At 71.9% G+C, this 17,566-nt stretch carries 16 protein-coding genes and 1 pseudogene; 7 read left to right on the plus strand and 10 right to left on the minus strand.

The annotated features are described in order from the left end of the window. Positions 1 to 11 precede the first annotated feature (11 nt). Genes ACZ4SW_RS10130 through ACZ4SW_RS10140 form a run of 3 tightly spaced genes read left to right on the plus strand, consistent with a single transcriptional unit; the run spans position 12 to position 1,384 of the window. The gene (locus tag ACZ4SW_RS10130; RefSeq protein ID WP_103844764.1) at positions 12 to 443 is read left to right on the plus strand and encodes a roadblock/LC7 domain-containing protein; all 432 of its coding nucleotides are present in this window, start codon (positions 12 to 14) and stop codon (positions 441 to 443) included. Further along, a complete protein-coding gene (locus ACZ4SW_RS10135) occupies positions 436 to 810 on the plus strand; it encodes a DUF742 domain-containing protein (RefSeq protein WP_468240443.1) in 375 nt (124 codons plus the stop codon). Before ACZ4SW_RS10130 ends, ACZ4SW_RS10135 begins: the two co-directional genes overlap by 8 nt. Continuing rightward, entirely contained in the window at positions 791 to 1,384 is a 594-nt protein-coding gene (locus ACZ4SW_RS10140) for a GTP-binding protein (RefSeq protein ID WP_468240446.1), read from the plus strand. The genes ACZ4SW_RS10135 and ACZ4SW_RS10140 overlap by 20 nt, the downstream gene beginning before the upstream one ends. Positions 1,385 to 1,496: 112 nt before the next feature. Here the strand turns inward: ACZ4SW_RS10140 and ACZ4SW_RS10145 are convergent, their stop codons facing one another. Continuing rightward, entirely contained in the window at positions 1,497 to 2,333 is an 837-nt protein-coding gene (locus ACZ4SW_RS10145) for an alpha/beta fold hydrolase (RefSeq protein ID WP_468240448.1), read from the minus strand. 156 nt (positions 2,334 to 2,489) lie between these two features. Here ACZ4SW_RS10145 and paaK point away from each other — a divergent pair, with 156 nt between their 5' ends. Continuing rightward, the gene (gene paaK / locus ACZ4SW_RS10150; protein ID WP_468240450.1) at positions 2,490 to 3,785 is read left to right on the plus strand and encodes a phenylacetate--CoA ligase PaaK; all 1,296 of its coding nucleotides are present in this window, start codon (positions 2,490 to 2,492) and stop codon (positions 3,783 to 3,785) included. 94 nt (positions 3,786 to 3,879) lie between these two features. Next, a pseudogene (locus ACZ4SW_RS10155) lies at positions 3,880 to 4,020 on the plus strand (IS982 family transposase); the annotation flags it as partial. Positions 4,021 to 4,037: 17 nt separating this feature from the next. Here the strand turns inward: ACZ4SW_RS10155 and ACZ4SW_RS10160 are convergent. From ACZ4SW_RS10160 to ACZ4SW_RS10195, 8 genes are all read right to left on the minus strand, one after another. Continuing rightward, positions 4,038 to 4,433 (minus strand): VOC family protein, encoded by a 396-nt coding sequence (locus ACZ4SW_RS10160; RefSeq protein ID WP_468240453.1) that lies wholly within the window; start codon positions 4,431 to 4,433, stop codon positions 4,038 to 4,040. 108 nt (positions 4,434 to 4,541) lie between these two features. After that, positions 4,542 to 6,038 carry an acyl-CoA synthetase gene (locus tag ACZ4SW_RS10165; protein WP_468240455.1) on the minus strand — a complete coding sequence of 499 codons (1,497 nt, stop codon included), beginning with the start codon at positions 6,036 to 6,038 and terminating at the stop codon, positions 4,542 to 4,544. A 67-nt stretch (positions 6,039 to 6,105) separates the two neighbouring features. Next, positions 6,106 to 7,656: an acyl-CoA synthetase gene (locus ACZ4SW_RS10170; protein ID WP_468240456.1), complete on the minus strand. Its 1,551-nt coding sequence runs from the start codon at positions 7,654 to 7,656 to the stop codon at positions 6,106 to 6,108. After that, positions 7,653 to 8,762 carry a nitronate monooxygenase gene (locus ACZ4SW_RS10175; protein WP_468240459.1) on the minus strand — a complete coding sequence of 370 codons (1,110 nt, stop codon included), beginning with the start codon at positions 8,760 to 8,762 and terminating at the stop codon, positions 7,653 to 7,655. Before ACZ4SW_RS10175 ends, ACZ4SW_RS10170 begins: the two co-directional genes overlap by 4 nt. Before the next feature lie 62 nt (positions 8,763 to 8,824). Continuing rightward, positions 8,825 to 10,435, minus strand: coding sequence for a phytoene desaturase family protein (locus tag ACZ4SW_RS10180; protein WP_468240463.1), 1,611 nt, complete (start codon positions 10,433 to 10,435; stop codon positions 8,825 to 8,827). A 58-nt stretch (positions 10,436 to 10,493) separates the two neighbouring features. Continuing rightward, positions 10,494 to 11,381, minus strand: coding sequence for an oxygenase MpaB family protein (locus ACZ4SW_RS10185; RefSeq protein WP_468240465.1), 888 nt, complete (start codon positions 11,379 to 11,381; stop codon positions 10,494 to 10,496). Between the two features lie 46 nt (positions 11,382 to 11,427). Then, positions 11,428 to 11,823 carry an iron chaperone gene (locus tag ACZ4SW_RS10190; protein ID WP_468241236.1) on the minus strand — a complete coding sequence of 132 codons (396 nt, stop codon included), beginning with the start codon at positions 11,821 to 11,823 and terminating at the stop codon, positions 11,428 to 11,430. 170 nt (positions 11,824 to 11,993) lie between these two features. Then, entirely contained in the window at positions 11,994 to 12,449 is a 456-nt protein-coding gene (locus ACZ4SW_RS10195; protein WP_468240467.1) for a carboxymuconolactone decarboxylase family protein, read from the minus strand. 179 nt (positions 12,450 to 12,628) lie between these two features. On the opposite strand from ACZ4SW_RS10195, the gene ACZ4SW_RS10200 reads away from it, so the two are divergent. After that, on the plus strand, positions 12,629 to 15,115 hold the full coding sequence (locus ACZ4SW_RS10200) for a helix-turn-helix domain-containing protein (protein ID WP_468240470.1): 2,487 nt from the start codon (positions 12,629 to 12,631) through the stop codon (positions 15,113 to 15,115). Between the two features lie 112 nt (positions 15,116 to 15,227). Here ACZ4SW_RS10200 and ACZ4SW_RS10205 read toward each other — a convergent pair whose 3' ends face one another. Then, entirely contained in the window at positions 15,228 to 16,265 is a 1,038-nt protein-coding gene (locus ACZ4SW_RS10205) for a LacI family DNA-binding transcriptional regulator (RefSeq protein WP_468240472.1), read from the minus strand. A 129-nt stretch (positions 16,266 to 16,394) separates the two neighbouring features. Here ACZ4SW_RS10205 and ACZ4SW_RS10210 point away from each other — a divergent pair, with 129 nt between their 5' ends. After that, a complete protein-coding gene (locus ACZ4SW_RS10210) occupies positions 16,395 to 17,558 on the plus strand; it encodes a phytanoyl-CoA dioxygenase family protein (RefSeq protein ID WP_468240474.1) in 1,164 nt (387 codons plus the stop codon). The last annotated feature ends 8 nt before the right edge of the window (positions 17,559 to 17,566 follow it).

The raw sequence follows: 17,566 nt of genomic DNA on the forward strand, positions 1-17,566 counted from the left end.
AACGTTAACCAATGACTGAGCAGGTACATCCCGGTCCGCAGCTGGACTGGCTCCTCGACGGCCTGGTGGACCGGATCCCCGAGATCCGCTGTGCCATCGTGCTGTCCGGGGACGGCCTCCTCATCGGCAAGTCGAAGGACCTGCGCCGCGACGACGCCGAGCACCTGTCGGCGGTGGGTTCGGGCATGCACAGCCTGGCCCGGGGTGCCGCGCGCCACTTCCACGGCGGGGAGGTCCAGCAGACGGTCATCCAGATGGAGAGGGCGTTCCTGTTCGTCACCGCCGCGGGCAGGGGCGCCCGGCTGGCCGCGATCGCCTCGGAGGAAGTGGATGTGGGCATGATGGCGTTCGAGATGGGCACACTCGTCAAGCAGGTCGGCCAGTACATGAGCGCCGCGCCACGCGTCCAGACACCTTCCGGCGGTCTTATTCAGGATGCGTGAACCGCGGTGGCTCGACGGTGCGGAGGCCGGGCGTCATTTACGGCCGTACGCCATCACGGGCGGGCGCACCCGCCACAGTCAGCACACGTTCACACTCATCACGCTGGTCGTCTCGCGGTCCGAGGCTGAGTTCGAGTACGAGTACCTGGAGCCGGAGTCGGTCCAGATCCTCGAGCTGTGCCGGGACCGCGCGGTGGCGGTCGCCGAGATCGCCGCGCACCTGGACCTGCCCGTGAGCGTGGTGAAGATCCTCTGCGGGGATCTGCTCAACGCCTCGCTCATCATCGTCCAGTCGCCGCCCGGGCAGGACGACCAGCCGAGTGTGGAAATCATCGAAAGGGTGATGGATGGTATCCGTCAGCTCTGATCCGGTCATGCCCACCGCGCTGAAGATCCTCATCGCGGGCGGCTTCGGCGTGGGCAAGACCACCATGGTGGGCTCGGTGAGCGAGGTGCCCCCGCTGGAGACCGAGGAGCGCATGACCGAGGCGAGCCTCGGGGTCGACGACCTGACCGGGGTCGAGGGCAAGTCGTCGACGACGGTCGCCATGGACTTCGGCCGGATCACGATCGCCCCGGAGCTGGTGCTGTACCTGTTCGGCACGCCCGGGCAGGACCGGTTCTGGTTCATGTGGGACGACCTGGCGACGGGCGCGCTGGCGGCGGTGGTCCTCGCCGACACGCGCCGCCTGGACGCCTCCTTCGCCTCGATCGACTTCTTCGAGGCGCGGGAGATCCCGTTCGCGGTCGGGGTCAACTGCTTCGACGGGCGGCGGGACTGCACGGCGGAGCAGGTGCGAGCGGCGCTGGACCTGGACGCGACGACACCGGTGCTCCTGTGCGACGTCCGGGACCGCAGCTCCAGCAAGGCGGTTCTGCTGGCGGTCCTGGAGGCGGCCCGGGCCCGGGCGGCGGCCCGTCTGACACCCATGGGCGGCTGACGAGCGGCATCGGATCGCCCAGCCTGCCCGCTCAGCCCGCTCAGCCCGCTCAGCCCGCTCAGCCCGATCAGCCCGATCAGCCCGCCCGCTCGGCCGGCCCGGCTCGGCCCGCTCAGCCCGCGAAGAAGGCGCCCACCCGCGTGCTGAAGTGCCCGGGGTCGTCCAGCCACGGGTAGTGCCCGGCGCCCGGCTGGACCGCTGCCTCGGCGCGCGGGAGGAACTCGGTGAGGCGGCGGGCGAGTTCGGGGCGGGGTCCGCCGTCGAGCTCGCCCGCGTAGACCAGAACGGGTGCGGTCAGCCCGGCGAGCGCGGTCAGGGTGGCGGGCGGGTCGAAGGCCGCCTCGGAGAGGAAGACGTCGGCCGCCGCGTCGTTGGCCTGCCCCGACCGGTCCGCCACGTGCTTCCGCGCGGCAGCGTCCCACCGCCCGTAGAAGAAGGGGATGAAGACCGGGTCGAAGTCGCCGTCTCCCTTCACCCAGGCCTCGAAGGCCGGGAAGGCTTCCTCGAACCAGGGCTCGCCCCGGCGCAGCCGTGCCGCCTCGAGCCGGTCCTCGGCCGTGGCGGGCATCCCGAGCGCCCACGGTGTGACGGTGATCAGGGCCAGCCGCGCGACGCGCTCCGGGAACCTGGCCGCGTACAGGAGGGCGAGGCTGCCGCCCGCCGAGTGCGCGAGGAGGTCCATGCGCTCCAGGCCGAGGTGCTCGCGCAGCGCCTCCACGTCGTCGACGAGCCGGTCACAGCGGTAGGTGTCCGGGTCGGCCGGCTCGGTCGAGTCCCCGGTTCCGCGCAGATCGAGCAGCACGAGCCGCCGTCGGCTGTCGAGCCCGCCGAGGTCCCCCAGGTACGCCGAGGCCCGCATGGGTCCTCCGGGCAGCACGACGACCGGTTCCCCCTGTCCGCGCAGGTGGTAGGCGAGTCGGGTCCCGTCGTACGCGTCAAAGGTCGGCATGCACCTGATCTTCGAGGCGGGGCCGTCCGCACCGCAAGAAAGTTTTCGCCGGCCTCTTGCCTCCGGCCGGACGGGCTGGATTACTGATCCTCGACATCTACCGAATGATCGGTTGGCCGATTGGCCGGTGTGCCGGGATTGTGAGGGAGGCGTCCCATGGCGTATGCGCAGGGCCTGCTGGACGCGGGGGAACGGCTCGACGCCCAGGAGCTGCGGACCCTGCAGCTACAGCGGCTGCGGGCCTCACTACGGCATGCCTACGAGAACGTGCCCTTCTACCGGGAGTCCTTCGACAAGGCGGGGGTGCGGCCGGAGGACTGCCGGACGCTCGCCGATCTCGCCGGGTTCCCGTTCACCGTGAAAGCGGACCTCCGTGCGCACTACCCGTACGGCATGTTCGCCGTCCCCAGGGAGCGGATCCGCCGCATCCACGCCTCCAGCGGCACCACCGGACGGCCCACCGTCGTGGGGTACACCGACAACGACCTGTCCATGTGGGCGGACATGGTGGCCCGCTCCATCCGCGCGGCGGGCGGCCGGCCCGGTGACACGGTGCATGTGGCGTACGGCTACGGCCTGTTCACCGGCGGCCTCGGCGCCCACTACGGCGCCGAACGCCTCGGCTGCACGGTGATCCCCGCATCCGGCGGCATGACGGCCCGTCAGGTGCAGCTGATCCGGGACCTCAGGCCCGGCGTCATCATGATCACTCCCTCGTACATGCTCACCCTCCTGGACGAGTTCGAACGCCAGGGGGTCGATCCGCGCTCCACCTCCCTGCGCGTCGGCATCTTCGGAGCCGAGCCGTGGACCGAGGAGATGCGGCGCGAGATCGAGGAGCGGTTCGGGATCGAGGCGGTCGACATCTACGGCCTGTCGGAGGTCGTCGGCCCGGGCGTGGCCCAGGAGTGCGTCGAGACCAAGGACGGGCTCCATGTGTGGGAGGACCACTTCTACCCCGAGGTCGTGGATCCGGTCACGGGCGAGGTGCTGCCGGACGGTGCGGAGGGCGAGCTGGTGTTCACCTCGCTCACCAAGGAGGCCATGCCCGTGATCCGCTACCGGACGCGGGATCTGACCCGGCTGCTGCCCGGCACGGCCCGTGTCTTCCGGCGCATCGAGAAGATCACCGGGCGCAGCGACGACATGGTCATCCTGCGCGGGGTCAACCTCTTCCCCACACAGATCGAGGAGATCGTGCTGCGCACCCCGGGCGTCGCGCCGCACTTCCAGGTCCGTCTCACCCGCGAGGGCCGGCTCGACGCGCTGACGGTACGGGCCGAGGCCCGTCCCGGCGCCACTCCGGAGCAGCGTGAGGCGGCGGCGCTCGCCATCGCGGCGGCCGTGAAGGACGGGATCGGTGTCTCGGTGGGCGTCGAGATCGTCGAACCGGAGTCCCTGGAGCGGTCGGTGGGCAAGATCAGGCGGATCGTGGACCTGCGGCCGCGTTAGGGCATGTTGCACCCTAGATGACCGATTCCAAGGGGTCGGCTGCGCGCATGAGATGAGGGAGCCCAAAGTGCGGTTGTGACGCCAGACTTGGACTCTCGAACAGCACCACGGCCGCACGCCTGCCGGCGTCGGCGCCCGCATCATGCAGCGCATCCTCACGCTGACCACCGCCATCCGGCACAACGACCAGAGCCGACAGCCCGTCCTGCGCTCACCGACCGCCTCCGACCACTAAGCCTTGGAAGTGATCATCTAATTGGGCGGTGCCAGGGTGCGCACGACGTCGAACTCGTTGCCCTCGGGATCGGCCATGACCACCCAACTCCGGCCGGGGCCCTGGCCCACGTCCGCCTTTGTGGCGCCAAGGCCAACCAGCCTGGCCACCTCGTCGTCGGTACTGCCGTCGATCGGGCTGACGTCCAGGTGGAGCCGGTTCTTCACGGTCTTGCCCTCGGGCACCTGGATGAAGAGCAGGGTGGGCGGCATCTGGCGGGCCCGGATCTCCTCGACGGTGGGCTCCCAGGAACCGATCTCGACCTTGTCCTCGCTCCGGTCGATCACCTTGAAGCCCAGGACCGCGCACCAGAAGGCCGCGAGCCGCTCCGGATCGTGGCAGTCGACAACCAACTCGGTGAACCTACTGGTCATTACTCCCCCAGACAGTGCGGACGGGGGCTCAGCCTATGGGGCCGCGCCACCCCTGCGGTCCGGAACCGCTACGCCCACCAACCCTTGGAATCGATCATCTAGCGCTCGTCATGAGGCGAACCGGTCCCGCAGCTCCCGCTTGAGGATCTTCCCGCTCGCGTTGCGCGGCAGTTCGTCGACGAACAGCACCCGCTTCGGCGCCTTGAAGTGCGGTAGCTTCGCGCGCACGTGGTCGATCAGTTCGGTCTCGGTCACCTCGCCGCGGGCTACGACGACCGCGGTGACCGCCTCGATCCACCGCTCGTCGGGCAGCCCGATCACCGCGGCCTCGGCGACCTGTTCGTGGGTGTAGAGGGCGTCCTCGACCTGCCGGGAAGCGATCAGTACGCCACCGGAGTTGATGACGTCCTTGACCCGGTCGACGATGGTGAAGTACCCGTCGGCGTCCCGCACCGCGAGGTCCCCGGAGTGGAACCAGCCGTCGCGGAACGCCTCGGCCGTCTCCTCCGGCCTGTCCCAGTAGCCCTCGCACAACTGCGGTGACCGGTAGACGATTTCGCCCGGCCGGCCGTCGGGAACGTCGTTGCCGGACTCGTCGACGAGCCTCGCCTCCACGAACAGCACCGGGCGCCCGCACGAGTCCATGCGTCCCTTGTGCTCGTGGGGCCCGAGGACCATGGCGAGCGGGCCGATCTCGCTCTGCCCGAAGCAGTTGTGGAACGCGAGCTTCGGCAGCCGCTCCTTGAGGCGCTCCAGGACGGGTACGGGCATGATCGAGGCGCCGTAGTACGCCTTGCGCAGGCCGCTCAGGTCACGGGTGGCGAAGTCGGGGCGGTTGGCGAGGCCGATCCAGACGGTGGGCGGCGCGAAGAGGCTGTCGGCGCGGCCCGCCTCGATCAGATCGAAGAGCCGGTCGCCGTCGGGCGCGTCCAGGATGACGTTCTCCGCGCCGACGGCGAGGTAGGGCAGCAGGAAGACGTGCATCTGCGCCGAGTGGTAGAGCGGCAGCGCGTGCACCGGCCGGTCGCCCGCGCTGAGGTCGAGGGCGGTGATCGCGCTCAGGTACTCGTGCACCAGGGCGCGGTGCGTCATCATCGCGCCCTTGGGCAGCGCGGTCGTGCCGGAGGTGTACAGCAGTTGCACCAGGTCCTCGGCGCGTGGTTCCTCGCCGTCGTACGGCTCGGCCGCGGCCAGCCTCGCGAGGAGCGAGTCGTCCGCGTCGCGCAGCGGCAGCGTCCGTACGCCGTCCGGGAGGTTCCCCGCGAGGTCCGGGTCCGCGAGGACGAGGGAACTGCCGGACTGCTCGACGATGTACGCCAGGTCGTCGCCGGTCAGGTTCTGGTTCACCGGCACGTGCACCAGTCCGGCGCGGGCGCAGGCCAGGAAGGCGATCAGGTAGGCGTCGGAGTTGTGGCCCAGGGCGCCGACCCGGTCGCCGGGGGCGAGCCCGGCCTCCCGCAGGACGCGGGCGGCGCGCGAGACGGCGTCGTCCAGTTCCGCGTAGGTCCAGGACCGGTCGCCGTAGTGGATCGCCGCCCGCGCCGGGGTGCGCCGGGCGCTGCGCCGCAGCGTGCCGTCGACCGTGACGCTTCGTCCCGCCGTCATGTCCCGCTCCTTCGTGTCCGGCCCTGGCGCGATCCTCGCCGGGCACGCGGGGCAGGTCAAGCGGCCGTCACGCGGGGCGGGTACGGCCTTCCCAGTACGGTTCGCGCAGCCGTCGTTTGTACAGCTTGCCGTTGGGGTCGCGGGGCATCGTCGCGATGAAGTCGACGCTCCTGGGCCGCTTGTAGCCGGCGAGTTGCCGTGTGCAGTGGTCGAGGATGTCCGCGGCCAGCGCCGGGCCCGGCTCGTGACCGGGGGCCGGCTCCACGACCGCCTTGACCTCCTCGCCCCAGTCGTCGTGCGGGATGCCGAAGGCGGCTGCGTCGGCGACGGCGGGGTGGGTGAGCAGCGCGGCCTCGATCTCGGCGGGGTAGATGTTGACCCCGCCGGAGATGATCAGGTCGATCTTGCGGTCGCGCAGGAAGAGATAGCCGTCCTCGTCGAGGTGGCCCAGGTCGCCGACGGTGAAGAAGTCGCCGATGCGGTTCTTGCGCGTCTTGGCCTCGTCCTTGTGGTAGGAGAAGCCGCCGGTGGTCATCTTCATGTAGACGGTGCCGAGTTCACCGGGGGGCAGGCGGTTGCCGTCGTCGTCGAAGATCGCGAGTTCGCTGATGGGCCACGCCTTGCCGACGGTGCCGGGCTTCTTCAGCCAGTCCTCGGCGGTCGCGAAGGCGCCGCCGCCCTCGCTCGCCGCGTAGTACTCCTCCACGCACATGCCCCACCACTCGATCATCGCCCGCTTCACATGGTCCGGGCAGGGGGCGGCGCCGTGGATGGCGTGCCGCATGGACGTCACGTCGTAGCGGGCCTTCACCTCGTCGGGCAGGGCGAGAAGGCGGTGGAACTGGGTCGGCACCATGTGGGTGTGCGTGCACCGGTGGGCGTCGATGAGGCGGAGCATCTCCTCGGGCGTCCACTTGTCCATCACGACCAGCCGGTGCCCGATGTGCAGCGACGCGCCCGCGAACTGGAGCACGGCCGTGTGGTAAAGCGGTGAGCAGACGAGGTGGACGTTGTCGTCGTAGGGCCTGATGCCGAAGATGCCGAGGAAGCCGCCGAGGTAGGCCTCCTCGGGCGGTTTTCCGGGCAACGGGCGGCGGATGCCGCGGGGGCGGCCCGTGGTGCCCGAGGTGTAGTTCATGACCCAGCCGAGGGTGCGGTCGTCGGGCGCCGACGCGGGTCGCCCGTCGAGGAGTTCGGCGTACGGCCGGAAGCCCTCGGCCTCGCCGACGGAGTACCGGTGGGTGGCCGGCAGCCCGGCCTCGTCGGCGGCGGCGCGTGCCGCGTCCGCGAACCGCTCGTGCGTGACGATCACCTTGGCCCCGGAGTCGGCGACGATCCAGGCGATCTCGGGTCCGACGAGGTGGTGGTTGACGGGGACGAGGTAGAAGCCGGCCTGGGTGGCGGCCAGGTAGGCGGTGAGGAAGGGGGCCCCGTTGGGCAGGACGACGGCGAAGGAGTCGCCGGTCCGCAGCCCCGCGGCGCGCAGCCCGTGCACCAACTGGTTGGCGGCGGTGAGCAGCCGTCCGGCGGTCCACTCCTCCCCGTCCGGCGCGATGAGGACGGTGCGTTCCGGGTCCGCCGCTGCCTGGGCCCAGAATCCGTTGGCGGCCTGACTCAACTCCGGCTCCTTCCGGCGATCCGGTTGATGCGGTCGACGGCCTTCTCGAAACCGCGGGTGAGGTCGTCGACGACGGCCTGGACGCTGCGTTCACTGGTCATCCGGCCGACGATCTGGCCGACGGGCGTGCCGAGCAGCGGCTCCACCTCGTACTTCTGGATGCGGGTGATCGCCTCGGCGACCAGCAGGCCCTGCAGCGGCATGGGCAGGGCGCCCGGGCCGTCCGGGCCGTCCCAGGAGTCGGTCCACGCGGTACGCAGTTGCCGGGCCGGTTTGCCGGTCAGCGCCCGGGAGCGGACGGTGTCGCCCGACCCGGCGGCCAGCAGTTTGCGGACGAGGACGGGCGAGGGCAGTTCGGCCTCCGTGGTGGTCAGCCAGATCGAGCCGAGCCAGACACCCTGCGCGCCGAGCGCGAGGGCGGCGGCGACCTGCTGCCCGCTGCCGATGCCGCCGGCGGCGAGCACGGGCAACGGGTCCACGGCGTCGACCACTTCGGGGGTGAGCACCATGGAGGCGATCTCGCCGGTGTGGCCGCCGGCCTCGTAGCCCTGCGCGACCACGATGTCGATGCCCGCCTCGCGGTGCTTGCGGGCGTGCCGGGCGCTGCCGGCGAGCGCGGCGACCAGGACGCCCTGGGCGTGGGCACGTTCGACGACGTCGGCGGGCGGGGAGCCGAGCGCGTTGGCGAGCAGCCTGATGGGGTACTCGAACGCGACGTCGAGCTGACCGCGGGCGACCTGCTCCATCCAGCCGGTGATCCGCCATCCGGACGCGTCGCCGTCGGCGAGTTCCGGCACCCCGTACTTCGCCAGGGTGTCCCTGACGAACTGCCGGTGTCCTTCCGGGATCATCGCCTCGACATCGGCCTCCGTCACGCCCTCCACCTTCTTGGCGGGCATGACGACGTCCAGTCCGTAGGGGCGGCCGTCGACGTGTGCGTCCATCCAGTCGAGGTCGCGCTTGAGGTCGTCGGGGGCGGTGTAGCGGACCGCGCCGAGCACGCCGAGACCGCCGGCCCGGCTGATGGCCGCGGCGACGGCGGGAAACGGCGTGAACCCGAAGAGGGCGTACTCGGCCCCGAGTCGCTTGCTCAGCTCCGTCTGCATGGGCGCAGGATGCCGCAGCGGCCGAGAGGACGGAAGAGGCTTTCTGATGGTGCGTCAGATTTTTAGGCCGCTCCGGATTTCGGCAGCGGCTCCCCGAGGTCCTCGAGCACCGCCATCGCCGCGTTGTGCCCGGGCACCCCGCTGACCCCGCCGCCGCGCACCGCGCCCGCGCCGCACAGCAGGACGTTCGCGTGCCGGGTCTCCACGCCCCAGCGGCCCGTGCCCTCCTGGGCGTACGGCCAGGCCAGCTCACGGTGGAAGATGTTGCCGCCGGGCAGCCGCAGGTCGCGCTCCAGGTCGAGGGGGGACCTGGCCTCGATGCAGGGGCGGCCGTCCGCGTCGACGGCCAGGCAGCTCTCGACCGGCTCGGCGAGGTGGGCGTCCAGCTGCGCCAGCGTCGACTTCAGCAGCTCCTCCCGTACGGCGTCGTTGTCCTCCTCGAAGAGGCGCGCGGGGGTGTGGAGGCCGAAGAGGGTGAGGGTCTGGTAGCCGCGTGCCACGAGGTCGGGGCCGAGGATGGTGGGGTCGGTGAGCGAGTGGCAGTAGATCTCGGACGGCGGGGCGGCGGGCGGTGAACCGGCCGCGGCCTGGGCGTGGGCGGCGGCCAGTTGCCGGTATCCCTCGGCGATGTGGAAGGTGCCGGAGAACGCCTCGCGGGGGTCGACGCCCGTGTCGCGCAGCGCGGGCAGGCGGGTGAGCAGCATGTTCACCTTGAGCTGCGCGCCCTCGGCCGGGGCCGGCGGGGCGTCGCCGGTGAGCCGGGCCAGCTCCTGCGGGGAGGCGCTCACCAGGACGTGCCGGGCGGAGACGGTGCCCTCCCCGTCCGCGCCGCGGAAGGTGACCTCGGCGGCGCGCCCGTCGGTGTCGATCCGTACCGCCTCCCGCCCGGTGGCGATGACCGCACCGGCGGCACGCGCGGCCGTCGCGAGCGCGTCGGTGAAGGCGCCCATGCCGCCGACGGGGACGTCCCAGGCGCCGGTTCCGCCGCCGATGACGTGGTAGAGGAAGCAGCGGTTCTGCTTCAGGGAGGTGTCGTGGGCGTCGGCGAAGGTGCCGATGAGCGCGTCGGTGAGGACGACACCGCGGACCAGGTCGTCGGTGAAGCGGTCCTCGATCGCGACGCCGATCGGCTCCTCGAACAGCGCCCGCCACGCCTCCTCGTCGTCGATGCGGCGGCGCAGGTCGTCACGGGTGGGCAGCGGCTCGGTGAGCGTCGGGAACACCCGCTGGGCCACGCGCCCGGTCATCCCGTAGAAGCGCTGCCAGGCCTCGAACTCGCGGTCGGAGCCGGTGAGCCGGGCGAACGCCTCCCGGGTGCGCCGCTCGCCACCGCCGACGAGCAGCCCGGTGGGGCGCCCGTCCCGCTCGACGGGCGTGTACGAGGAGACGGTGCGCGCCCGCACGCGGAAGTCCAGCCCCAGGTCCCGCACGATCTTCCGGGGCAGCAGACTGACCAGGTAGGAGTAGCGCGACAGCCGCGCGTCGACCCCGGCGAACGGCCGCGTGGACACGGCGGCGCCGCCGGTGTGGTCCAGCCGTTCGAGCACCAGCACGGATCGCCCGGCCCGGGCCAGATACGCGGCGGCGACGAGTCCGTTGTGGCCGCCGCCGACGATCACGGCGTCGTACCCCTCGTGTCTCCGGATTCCCTCATGTCCTTGGCGTGCAGGCATGCCTCTTCGTAGCACGCGGTGATCCGGATCGGCCAGAGACGGGCCGCGCCGCGCCGACTCAGCCGACGTACCTGCCGACCTTGAAGGGTGCGGGCCGTGCGCCGGGTCCGAGCCGGGCCATGGCGCGCAGAACATGCTTCGGGGGCAGTTGCCAGCGCAGGCGGGCCGGGATGCGGCGCAGCAGGGTGCCGGTCAGGCGCAGCCGCCGGGTGACCGTCGCGGGGCTCGGGGCCGGACGGCCGTAGAGTTCGTGGGCGTACGCGGGCAGGGCGGCGTACGCCAGGTTCGCCACGCGCCGCCACAGCACGTCCCGTACCGGGACCAGCAGCGGGTGGACGGGCGGCCGCCGCAGGAAGTCGTCCACCTCGCGGGCCTCGGGCCCGGCGGCGAGCTCGGACTGGACCTTCTCGAAGTACGCGGCCAACTCGGCCTGGTCCACGGGGACTTGCTCGGGGTCGAGTCCGACGAGGGCGGCGGCGGCCCGGTTCTCCCGGACGTACCGGTCGGCCTGTGCGTCGGTGAGGCGGAACCCCGAGCGGCGCAGCACTTGCAGGTAGGAGTCGATCTCGGCGCAGTGCACCCACAGCAGCAGTTCCGGCTCGTCCAGCGGGTACCGCTCGCCGCTGTCCGGGTCCGTGGCGCCGAGCATGCCGTGGATCCTCCGCACCCGCGCCGCCAGTCGCTCGGCGGCGTCCGTGGTGCCGTACGTCGTCGTCCCGACGAAGTTGGCGGTGCGCATCAGCCGGCCCCAGGCGTCACGGCGGAAGTCGGAGTTCTGCAGGACGCCGCGCACGGTGGGCGGGTGCAGGGCCTGGAGGTAGAGCGCGCGGATGCCGGCCACCCACATCATGGGGTCGGCGTGCATCTGCCAGGTCACCGAGGAGGGCCCGTAGAAGCCCGGATCCGCGTCCACCCGGCCAGTGTGACCTTGCCCGCCGGGCTCCATCAACCCTCACCAGGAGCCCGCCGGCCGTCCGCGCCGCCCTCGGGCCTCAGCTCACCGCTCTCCTCACGAGTTCGCCGATCCTCGCCTCGTCGGCGGCGCTCAGCTCCTTGAGGGCGTAGGAAGCCGGCCACATGGCGCCCTCGTCCAGGTTCGCCCTGTCGCTGAAGCCGAACGTCGCGTAGCGGGACTTGAACTTCTCCGCGCTCTGGAAGAAGCAGACGACCTTGCCGTCCAGGGCGTACGCGGGCATCCCGTACCAGAGCTTCGGGGCGAGCTCCGGCGCGCTCGCCTTGATGACGGCGTGCAGCCGTTCGGCCATGGCCCGGTCCGATTCCTGCATCTCGGCGATCTTCGCGAGCACGGCCGCCTCGTCCTCCGCCGCCTTGGCGGCGCGCGATCCGCTGCGCGCGGACGCCTTCAGCTCTCGGGCGCGCTCCTTCATCGCGGCCCGCTCCTCGTCCGTGAATCGGTCGGACGTGCCGTCGTTCGCGGCGGTGCTCTCGGCGGGCTTCTGTGCGTGCTTCACGGCGGGTTTCCTCCAGGTGTACGGATTGACGGCTACATCTTGGCCGGGTGGGTGCGGCAGCGACGGCTTCTTCGAGGTTCGGACGGTCATCCCCACGCGCCGGCGATCTGCCGGGTCGTGGCGTTGAGCCGGTTGAACAGGTTGGTCACGCCGATCATCAGGACGATCGCGGCGAGCTGCTTCTCGTCGAAGTAGGTGGCGGCCGTGTCCCAGACGTCGTCGCTCACCGCGTCGGGACGGTCGGCCAGCCGCGTCGCGGCCTCGGCCAGCGCGAGCGCCGCCCGCTCCTCCTCGGTGAAGTAGGGGGCCTCCCGCCAGGCGGCGACCGTGGCCAGCCGCTCGTCGCTCACTCCGGCCTTGCGGGCCGTCTTGGCGCCGCCGTCGACACAGGCGCTGCAGCCGTTGATCTGGCTGACCCGCAGATGCACCAGCTCCAGCGTCTGCCCGTCCACGCCACCGGAGTGCACGGCCTTGAGGATCTCCTGGATGGGCTGCATCGCACCGGACAGGACGACGGCGGGGTTCTGCATGCGGGACTGCATGTCTGCTCCTCGTTTCGGCTCGGTGCCCCGCTGTCGTCGGGGCGTGACCCCATGACAGCCCTCAGCCGCGCGCCACGACCAGGGAGATGGGACGCCGTGGGACACGTGAAACACCCTTGACCTGCGACGACTTGCCCAAGGAGACTGCTTCCGCCACGGGACGTGAAGACGGGGGAACGGTGGACGTACACGAACGGGCGGCGAAGAACGACCCGCAGGAGGAGCTTGCGGCCCGGCTGCGGCTGCTCCAGGAGCTGTCCGGGCTCGGCGTGCGGGCCCTGGCGCGGGACACCGGCCTCAGCTCCTCGTCGCTGTCGCGCTACCTCAACGGGCAGACCGTGCCGCCCTGGCCCGCGGTGGTCGCCCTCTGCCGCCTCGTCAAGCGCGACCCCCGGCCCCTGCGCCCCCTGTGGGAACGGACCTCGAACCCGTTGCCGGCGCCCCCGAAGAGCAGCCGCCAGGGCCGGCCGCTGCCCCGCAACGATCTGCCGCGCGACGTGCCCGACTTCACCGGACGGGAGGCCCAGCTCGCCGCCGTCCTCGCCGCGGTGGACAGCCATCGGGTGGTCTCCGTCGACGGCATGGCGGGCGTCGGCAAGACCTGTCTGGCGGTGCACGCCGCGCACCGGCTCGCCGCCGACTTCCCGGACGCCCAGCTCTACGTGGACCTGCACGGGTTCACCGAGGGCCGGCCCCCGCTCGACCCCGACTCCGCGCTGCGGATGCTGCTCGGCGCGCTGGACGTCCCGTCCGAGAAGGTCCCGCAGGAGGGCCTCGAGCAACTGGCCGCCTGCTGGCGGTCGGAACTGGCCCGCCGACGGGTCGTCGTGGTCCTCGACAACGCCGCGGACGCCGACCAGGTCCGCCCGCTGCTGCCCGGCGCCGGCCCCTCCGTCGCGCTCATCACGAGCCGCAACCGGCTCCTCGGCCTGGACGAGGTGCCCCCCGTCTCGCTGGACGTGCTGAGCCCGCAGGAGAGCGCGGAGCTGCTGGCCCGTGCCAGCGGCGACCCCGTCGGCCCCGAGGGCAGGCTGGCCCGCGATCCGCAGTCCGCCGCCGAGGTGCTGCGGCTGTGCGGCCATCTGCCGCTGGCCCTGAGGCTGGCCGCGGCACGGCTGCGGCACCGGCCGGGCTGGACCGTGGGCATCCTCCTCGAGCGGATGGCGCAGGGGGTTGGCGAGTTCGACGCCGCGTTCAGCGCGGCGTTCGCGATGTCGGTGCGGCAGCTGAACCGTTCCCAGGCCCGCCTGTTCCGGCTGCTGGGCCTGCTGCCCGGGGAGTCCTTCGACGAGTACGTGGTGGCGGCCCTGGCGGACGTGCCGCTGCGCAGCGCCCAGGCGATGCTGGAGGACCTGCTCGACGCACACCTCGTCCAGCAGCCGACGGCGGGCCACTACCGGTTGCACGACCTGGTGCACCAGCACGCGCGCCGGGCCGCGGCGGAGCAGAACTCGGCGGCCGAGCGGGAGCGGGCCCTTGGCCGGGTGCTGGACTACTACGTGCACGCGGCGGCCGCGGCGGACGCCGCCATGCCCTTCCTGGCGCCCGGACGGGCGCCCTGCGCGGGCCGGCCCCCGGCAGAACTCCCGCGGTTCGCGGACAAGAACGCGGCCTTCGCCTGGCTCGTCACGGAGTACGCCAACCTGATCGCCGCCTTCGAGACGGCGGCCGCCGTCGGGGCCGACATGCACGTCTGCGAGCTGCCGCGCTTCCTGCGGGCCTACTTCGCTCGGCGCTGCGGAACGACGCATCTCAACGTCCTCTTCGAGCGGTCGCTCGCCGCCGCCGAGCGCCTGGGCGATCCGCTGCGACTCGCCGAGGCGCACAGCGACCTGGGCTTCGCGCGTTACAACGCGGGCCGGATGACGGAGGCGGAAGCCGCGTACGAGGCGGCCGGAGCCCTGGTGTCCCGGGCGGGGGACGGGCGCACGGAGGCCGAGCTCGCCCTGCGCCGCGGCTATCTCAGCTGGGAGGCCGGGCACGTCGAGCAGCCGCTCGAACTCTTCCGGCTGGCGGGGAAGTTGTACGAGCAGGCCGGTTGCCCGACCGGCGCGGCCGACGCGGCAGCGTCGGAGGCCTGGGCGATGTTGCAGCTGGGGCACCGTGAGGAAGCGGCGCAGCGGGCCCGGGAGGTGCTGGGCATCCCCCATACCGACCCCGCGTGGCCGCCCGCTCTGACGGCCCGGATCACGCTCGGCGTGGCCATCGCCCGTGAGGAACCCGGCGAGGCGGCGGAGCACCTGCACCATGCGCTGGCGGTGGCCCGCGACGACGGGCACCTGCACAACCAGGCGTGGTGTCTCAACTGTCTGGGCGTCGCGCTGCGGCAGATGGGCCGGTACGAGGGGGCGCTGGCCGGCCACCGGGAGGCGTTCGCGCTGCTCGACGAGCTGTTCGAGGAACACTGGAAGATCCATTTCCTCAACGGCTATGCCGAGACCTGCCGGCTCGCGGGCCTGCCCGAGGAGGCCCTGCGGCTGCACCGCCAGGCGCTGGAGCTGGCCCCGAGGCTCGGAAACCGGTACGAGGAGGCGCTGGCCCACGAAGGCATCGCGATCGTGCTCGACGGGACGGATCCGGCGAAGGCCGCCGAGCACCGTGCGGCGGGGCGGGCCGTCCTGCGGGAGTTCAACCCGAGTCCCGCAGCCGAAGCCGGCACGTCATGACCCGAACCGGACCCCGGCTCCGCCCCGTCCCGGTCGTGCCGACGGCGCGGCTCCGCGGCCGGCGTGACGGGTGGGATCACCACACCGACGAAACGGAGGCTTCGCGCCTCCGTCAGCCCTCCGCCACCACCCCGGGCGGCAGATTGAACGGCGTGACGACCTGGATCGGCGAAGGGAGAGGGAACCCTTCCTCGGGGAGCGCGCCGTGCGCCCGCATGACCGTCTGGCAGGCGCGGCGCATGTCCTGGCGCAGGTCGTGGTGGAGTACGGCGGAGATGCGGCGTTCCCGCAGCAGGCGGGTGTTGTCGCGGTCGAGGTCGTGCGCGATGAAGACGGCGGGCGTGCGGCCGAGTGCCGCGAAGGCCTCCACGGTCGCCGCGTTGCCGCCGCCCACGGAGTAGACGGCGTTGATCTCCGGGTCCTGTCGCAGCGCAGCCAGGACCAGGTCCCGCTGGGTGGCGTCGAGGCCGTCGCTGTCGGTGACCTCGACCACGGTGCGGTCGGGGCGGGTCATCCGCAGTGCGCTGCGGAAGCCCATCTCGCGTTCCTCCTCGCCGCGGAAGAAGCCCCTGCTGATCGTGACCAGCACATGGCCGGGGCGGTCGCTCAGCCACTGGTCGAGGAGGTAGGCGGCGGTGGCTCCCGCGGCGCGGTTGTCGATGCCGACGTAGGCGAGGCGGGCGCTGCCGGGCAGGTCCGTCACCAGAGTGACTACGGGGATTCCGGCCGCGACGAGCCTGCCGACGGCGTCGGTGATCTCCGGGAGGTCCGGTGCCTTGAGGATCACGCCCTGGGTGCCGCGCCGGGCGATCCGGTCCAGGGTCCGGACGAGTTCCGCGGGCGGGCAGGTCTCGCGGAAGTGGAAGCGGGAGCGGACGACCGCCGGATGCAGGGAGGGCAGTTCGGCCTCCAGCGCGTCGCGCACCGCGGTGGAGAACCGGGCCGGGGTCTGCATCACGATGTCGATCATGAAGGTGCGGCCGCCGAGGCGCACCTGTGTCCGCTGCCGGTCCAGGTCCTTGATCGCCTGGTGCACCTCGCGCGCCGTGCTCTCCCGTACTCCGCCCCGGCGGTTCAGGACACGGTCGACGGTGGCCTGGCTCAGTCCGGCCTGACGGGCGATCTCGCGGATCGTGTACGGGTGTCCCATGGCTGTTCCTGCAAGTCGAGGGGCGGGCGGCTTGTCGATGATGGTTTTTTGACGGGCCTCTGATCATTGATTGACGTACCGCGATTCACAAGACTGACGGAGACGACGGCACGACGAAAGGACTCCGCGATGTCTCTCACCGCCGCGGGACCCGCGACCTGGCTGCGCGAGGAGGACTGTGACCTCGACGCCTTCCGCTCCCTGGTCGCCGAGCGCACCGAGCCGGCCGACCACCCGCTCGCCGACGGGGTCGAGCAGAACGTCCTCGTGTACGACGGCGACCGGCTGCGGGCCGCCGACCCCACGCAGGTGCAGAGCGAGTGGGTGCGCGCCCTGCTGGACGGGCCCGGCATCGTGGTGGTGCGGCGCGCGTTCCCCGATCCGGAGGTGGTCGACCGTGCGAGTGCCGTCTTCACCGCGTTGATCGAACGGGAGCGCGCGGCCGGAACCGCCCGCGGGGACCACTTCGCCAAGCCGGGCGCCAACGACCGGGTGTGGAACGCGTTCGACAAGATGGCCGTACACGACCCGGAGACGTTCGCCGACTACTACGGCAACGACATGCTCGCGCTGATCGCCGAGGCCTGGCTCGGCCCCGGCTACCAGATCACCTCGCAGATCAACCAGGTCAACCCGGGCGGGGCGGCCCAGAGCGTGCACCGTGACTACCACCTGGGCTTCCTGAGCCAGGAACAGGCGGCCCGCTACCCGGCCCACGTCCACCGCCTCTCCCCCGTCCTGACCCTGCAGGGAGCGGTGGCGCACTGCGACATGCCCGTGGAGTCGGGACCCACTCTGTACCTGCCGCACTCCCAGAAGTACGAGCCCGGCTACCTGGCCTGGCGGCGGCCGGAGTTCGTCGCGTACTTCGAGGAGCACCACGTCCAACTGCCCCTTCAGAAGGGCGACGCGGTCTTCTTCAACCCCGCCCTCTTCCACGCCGCCGGGCACAACCGGTCCGCGGACATCCGGCGGATGGCGAACCTGCTGCAGATCTCCTCCGCGTTCGGCCGCGCCATGGAGAGCGTCGACCGCGAGGCGGTGTCGAACGCGGTCCATCCGGTGCTGCTGAGGCGCAAGGCCGAGGGCGCCGACGAGGACTGGCTGCGCCGTGTGGTCGCCGCCTGCGCCGAGGGCTACCCCTTCCCGACCGATCTGGACCTGGACCCGCCGGTCGACGGGCTGGCACCGCCCTCCCAGGCGGACACCCTGTGGCGGGCCGTGGCCGAGGAGTGGAGCCCGCAGCGGCTGCGGCGGGAACTGCGGGCGGGCGCCGAGCGCCGCCGGATCTGAGGGGCGAT

The organism is Streptomyces sp. NPDC028331 (assembly GCF_055565775.1).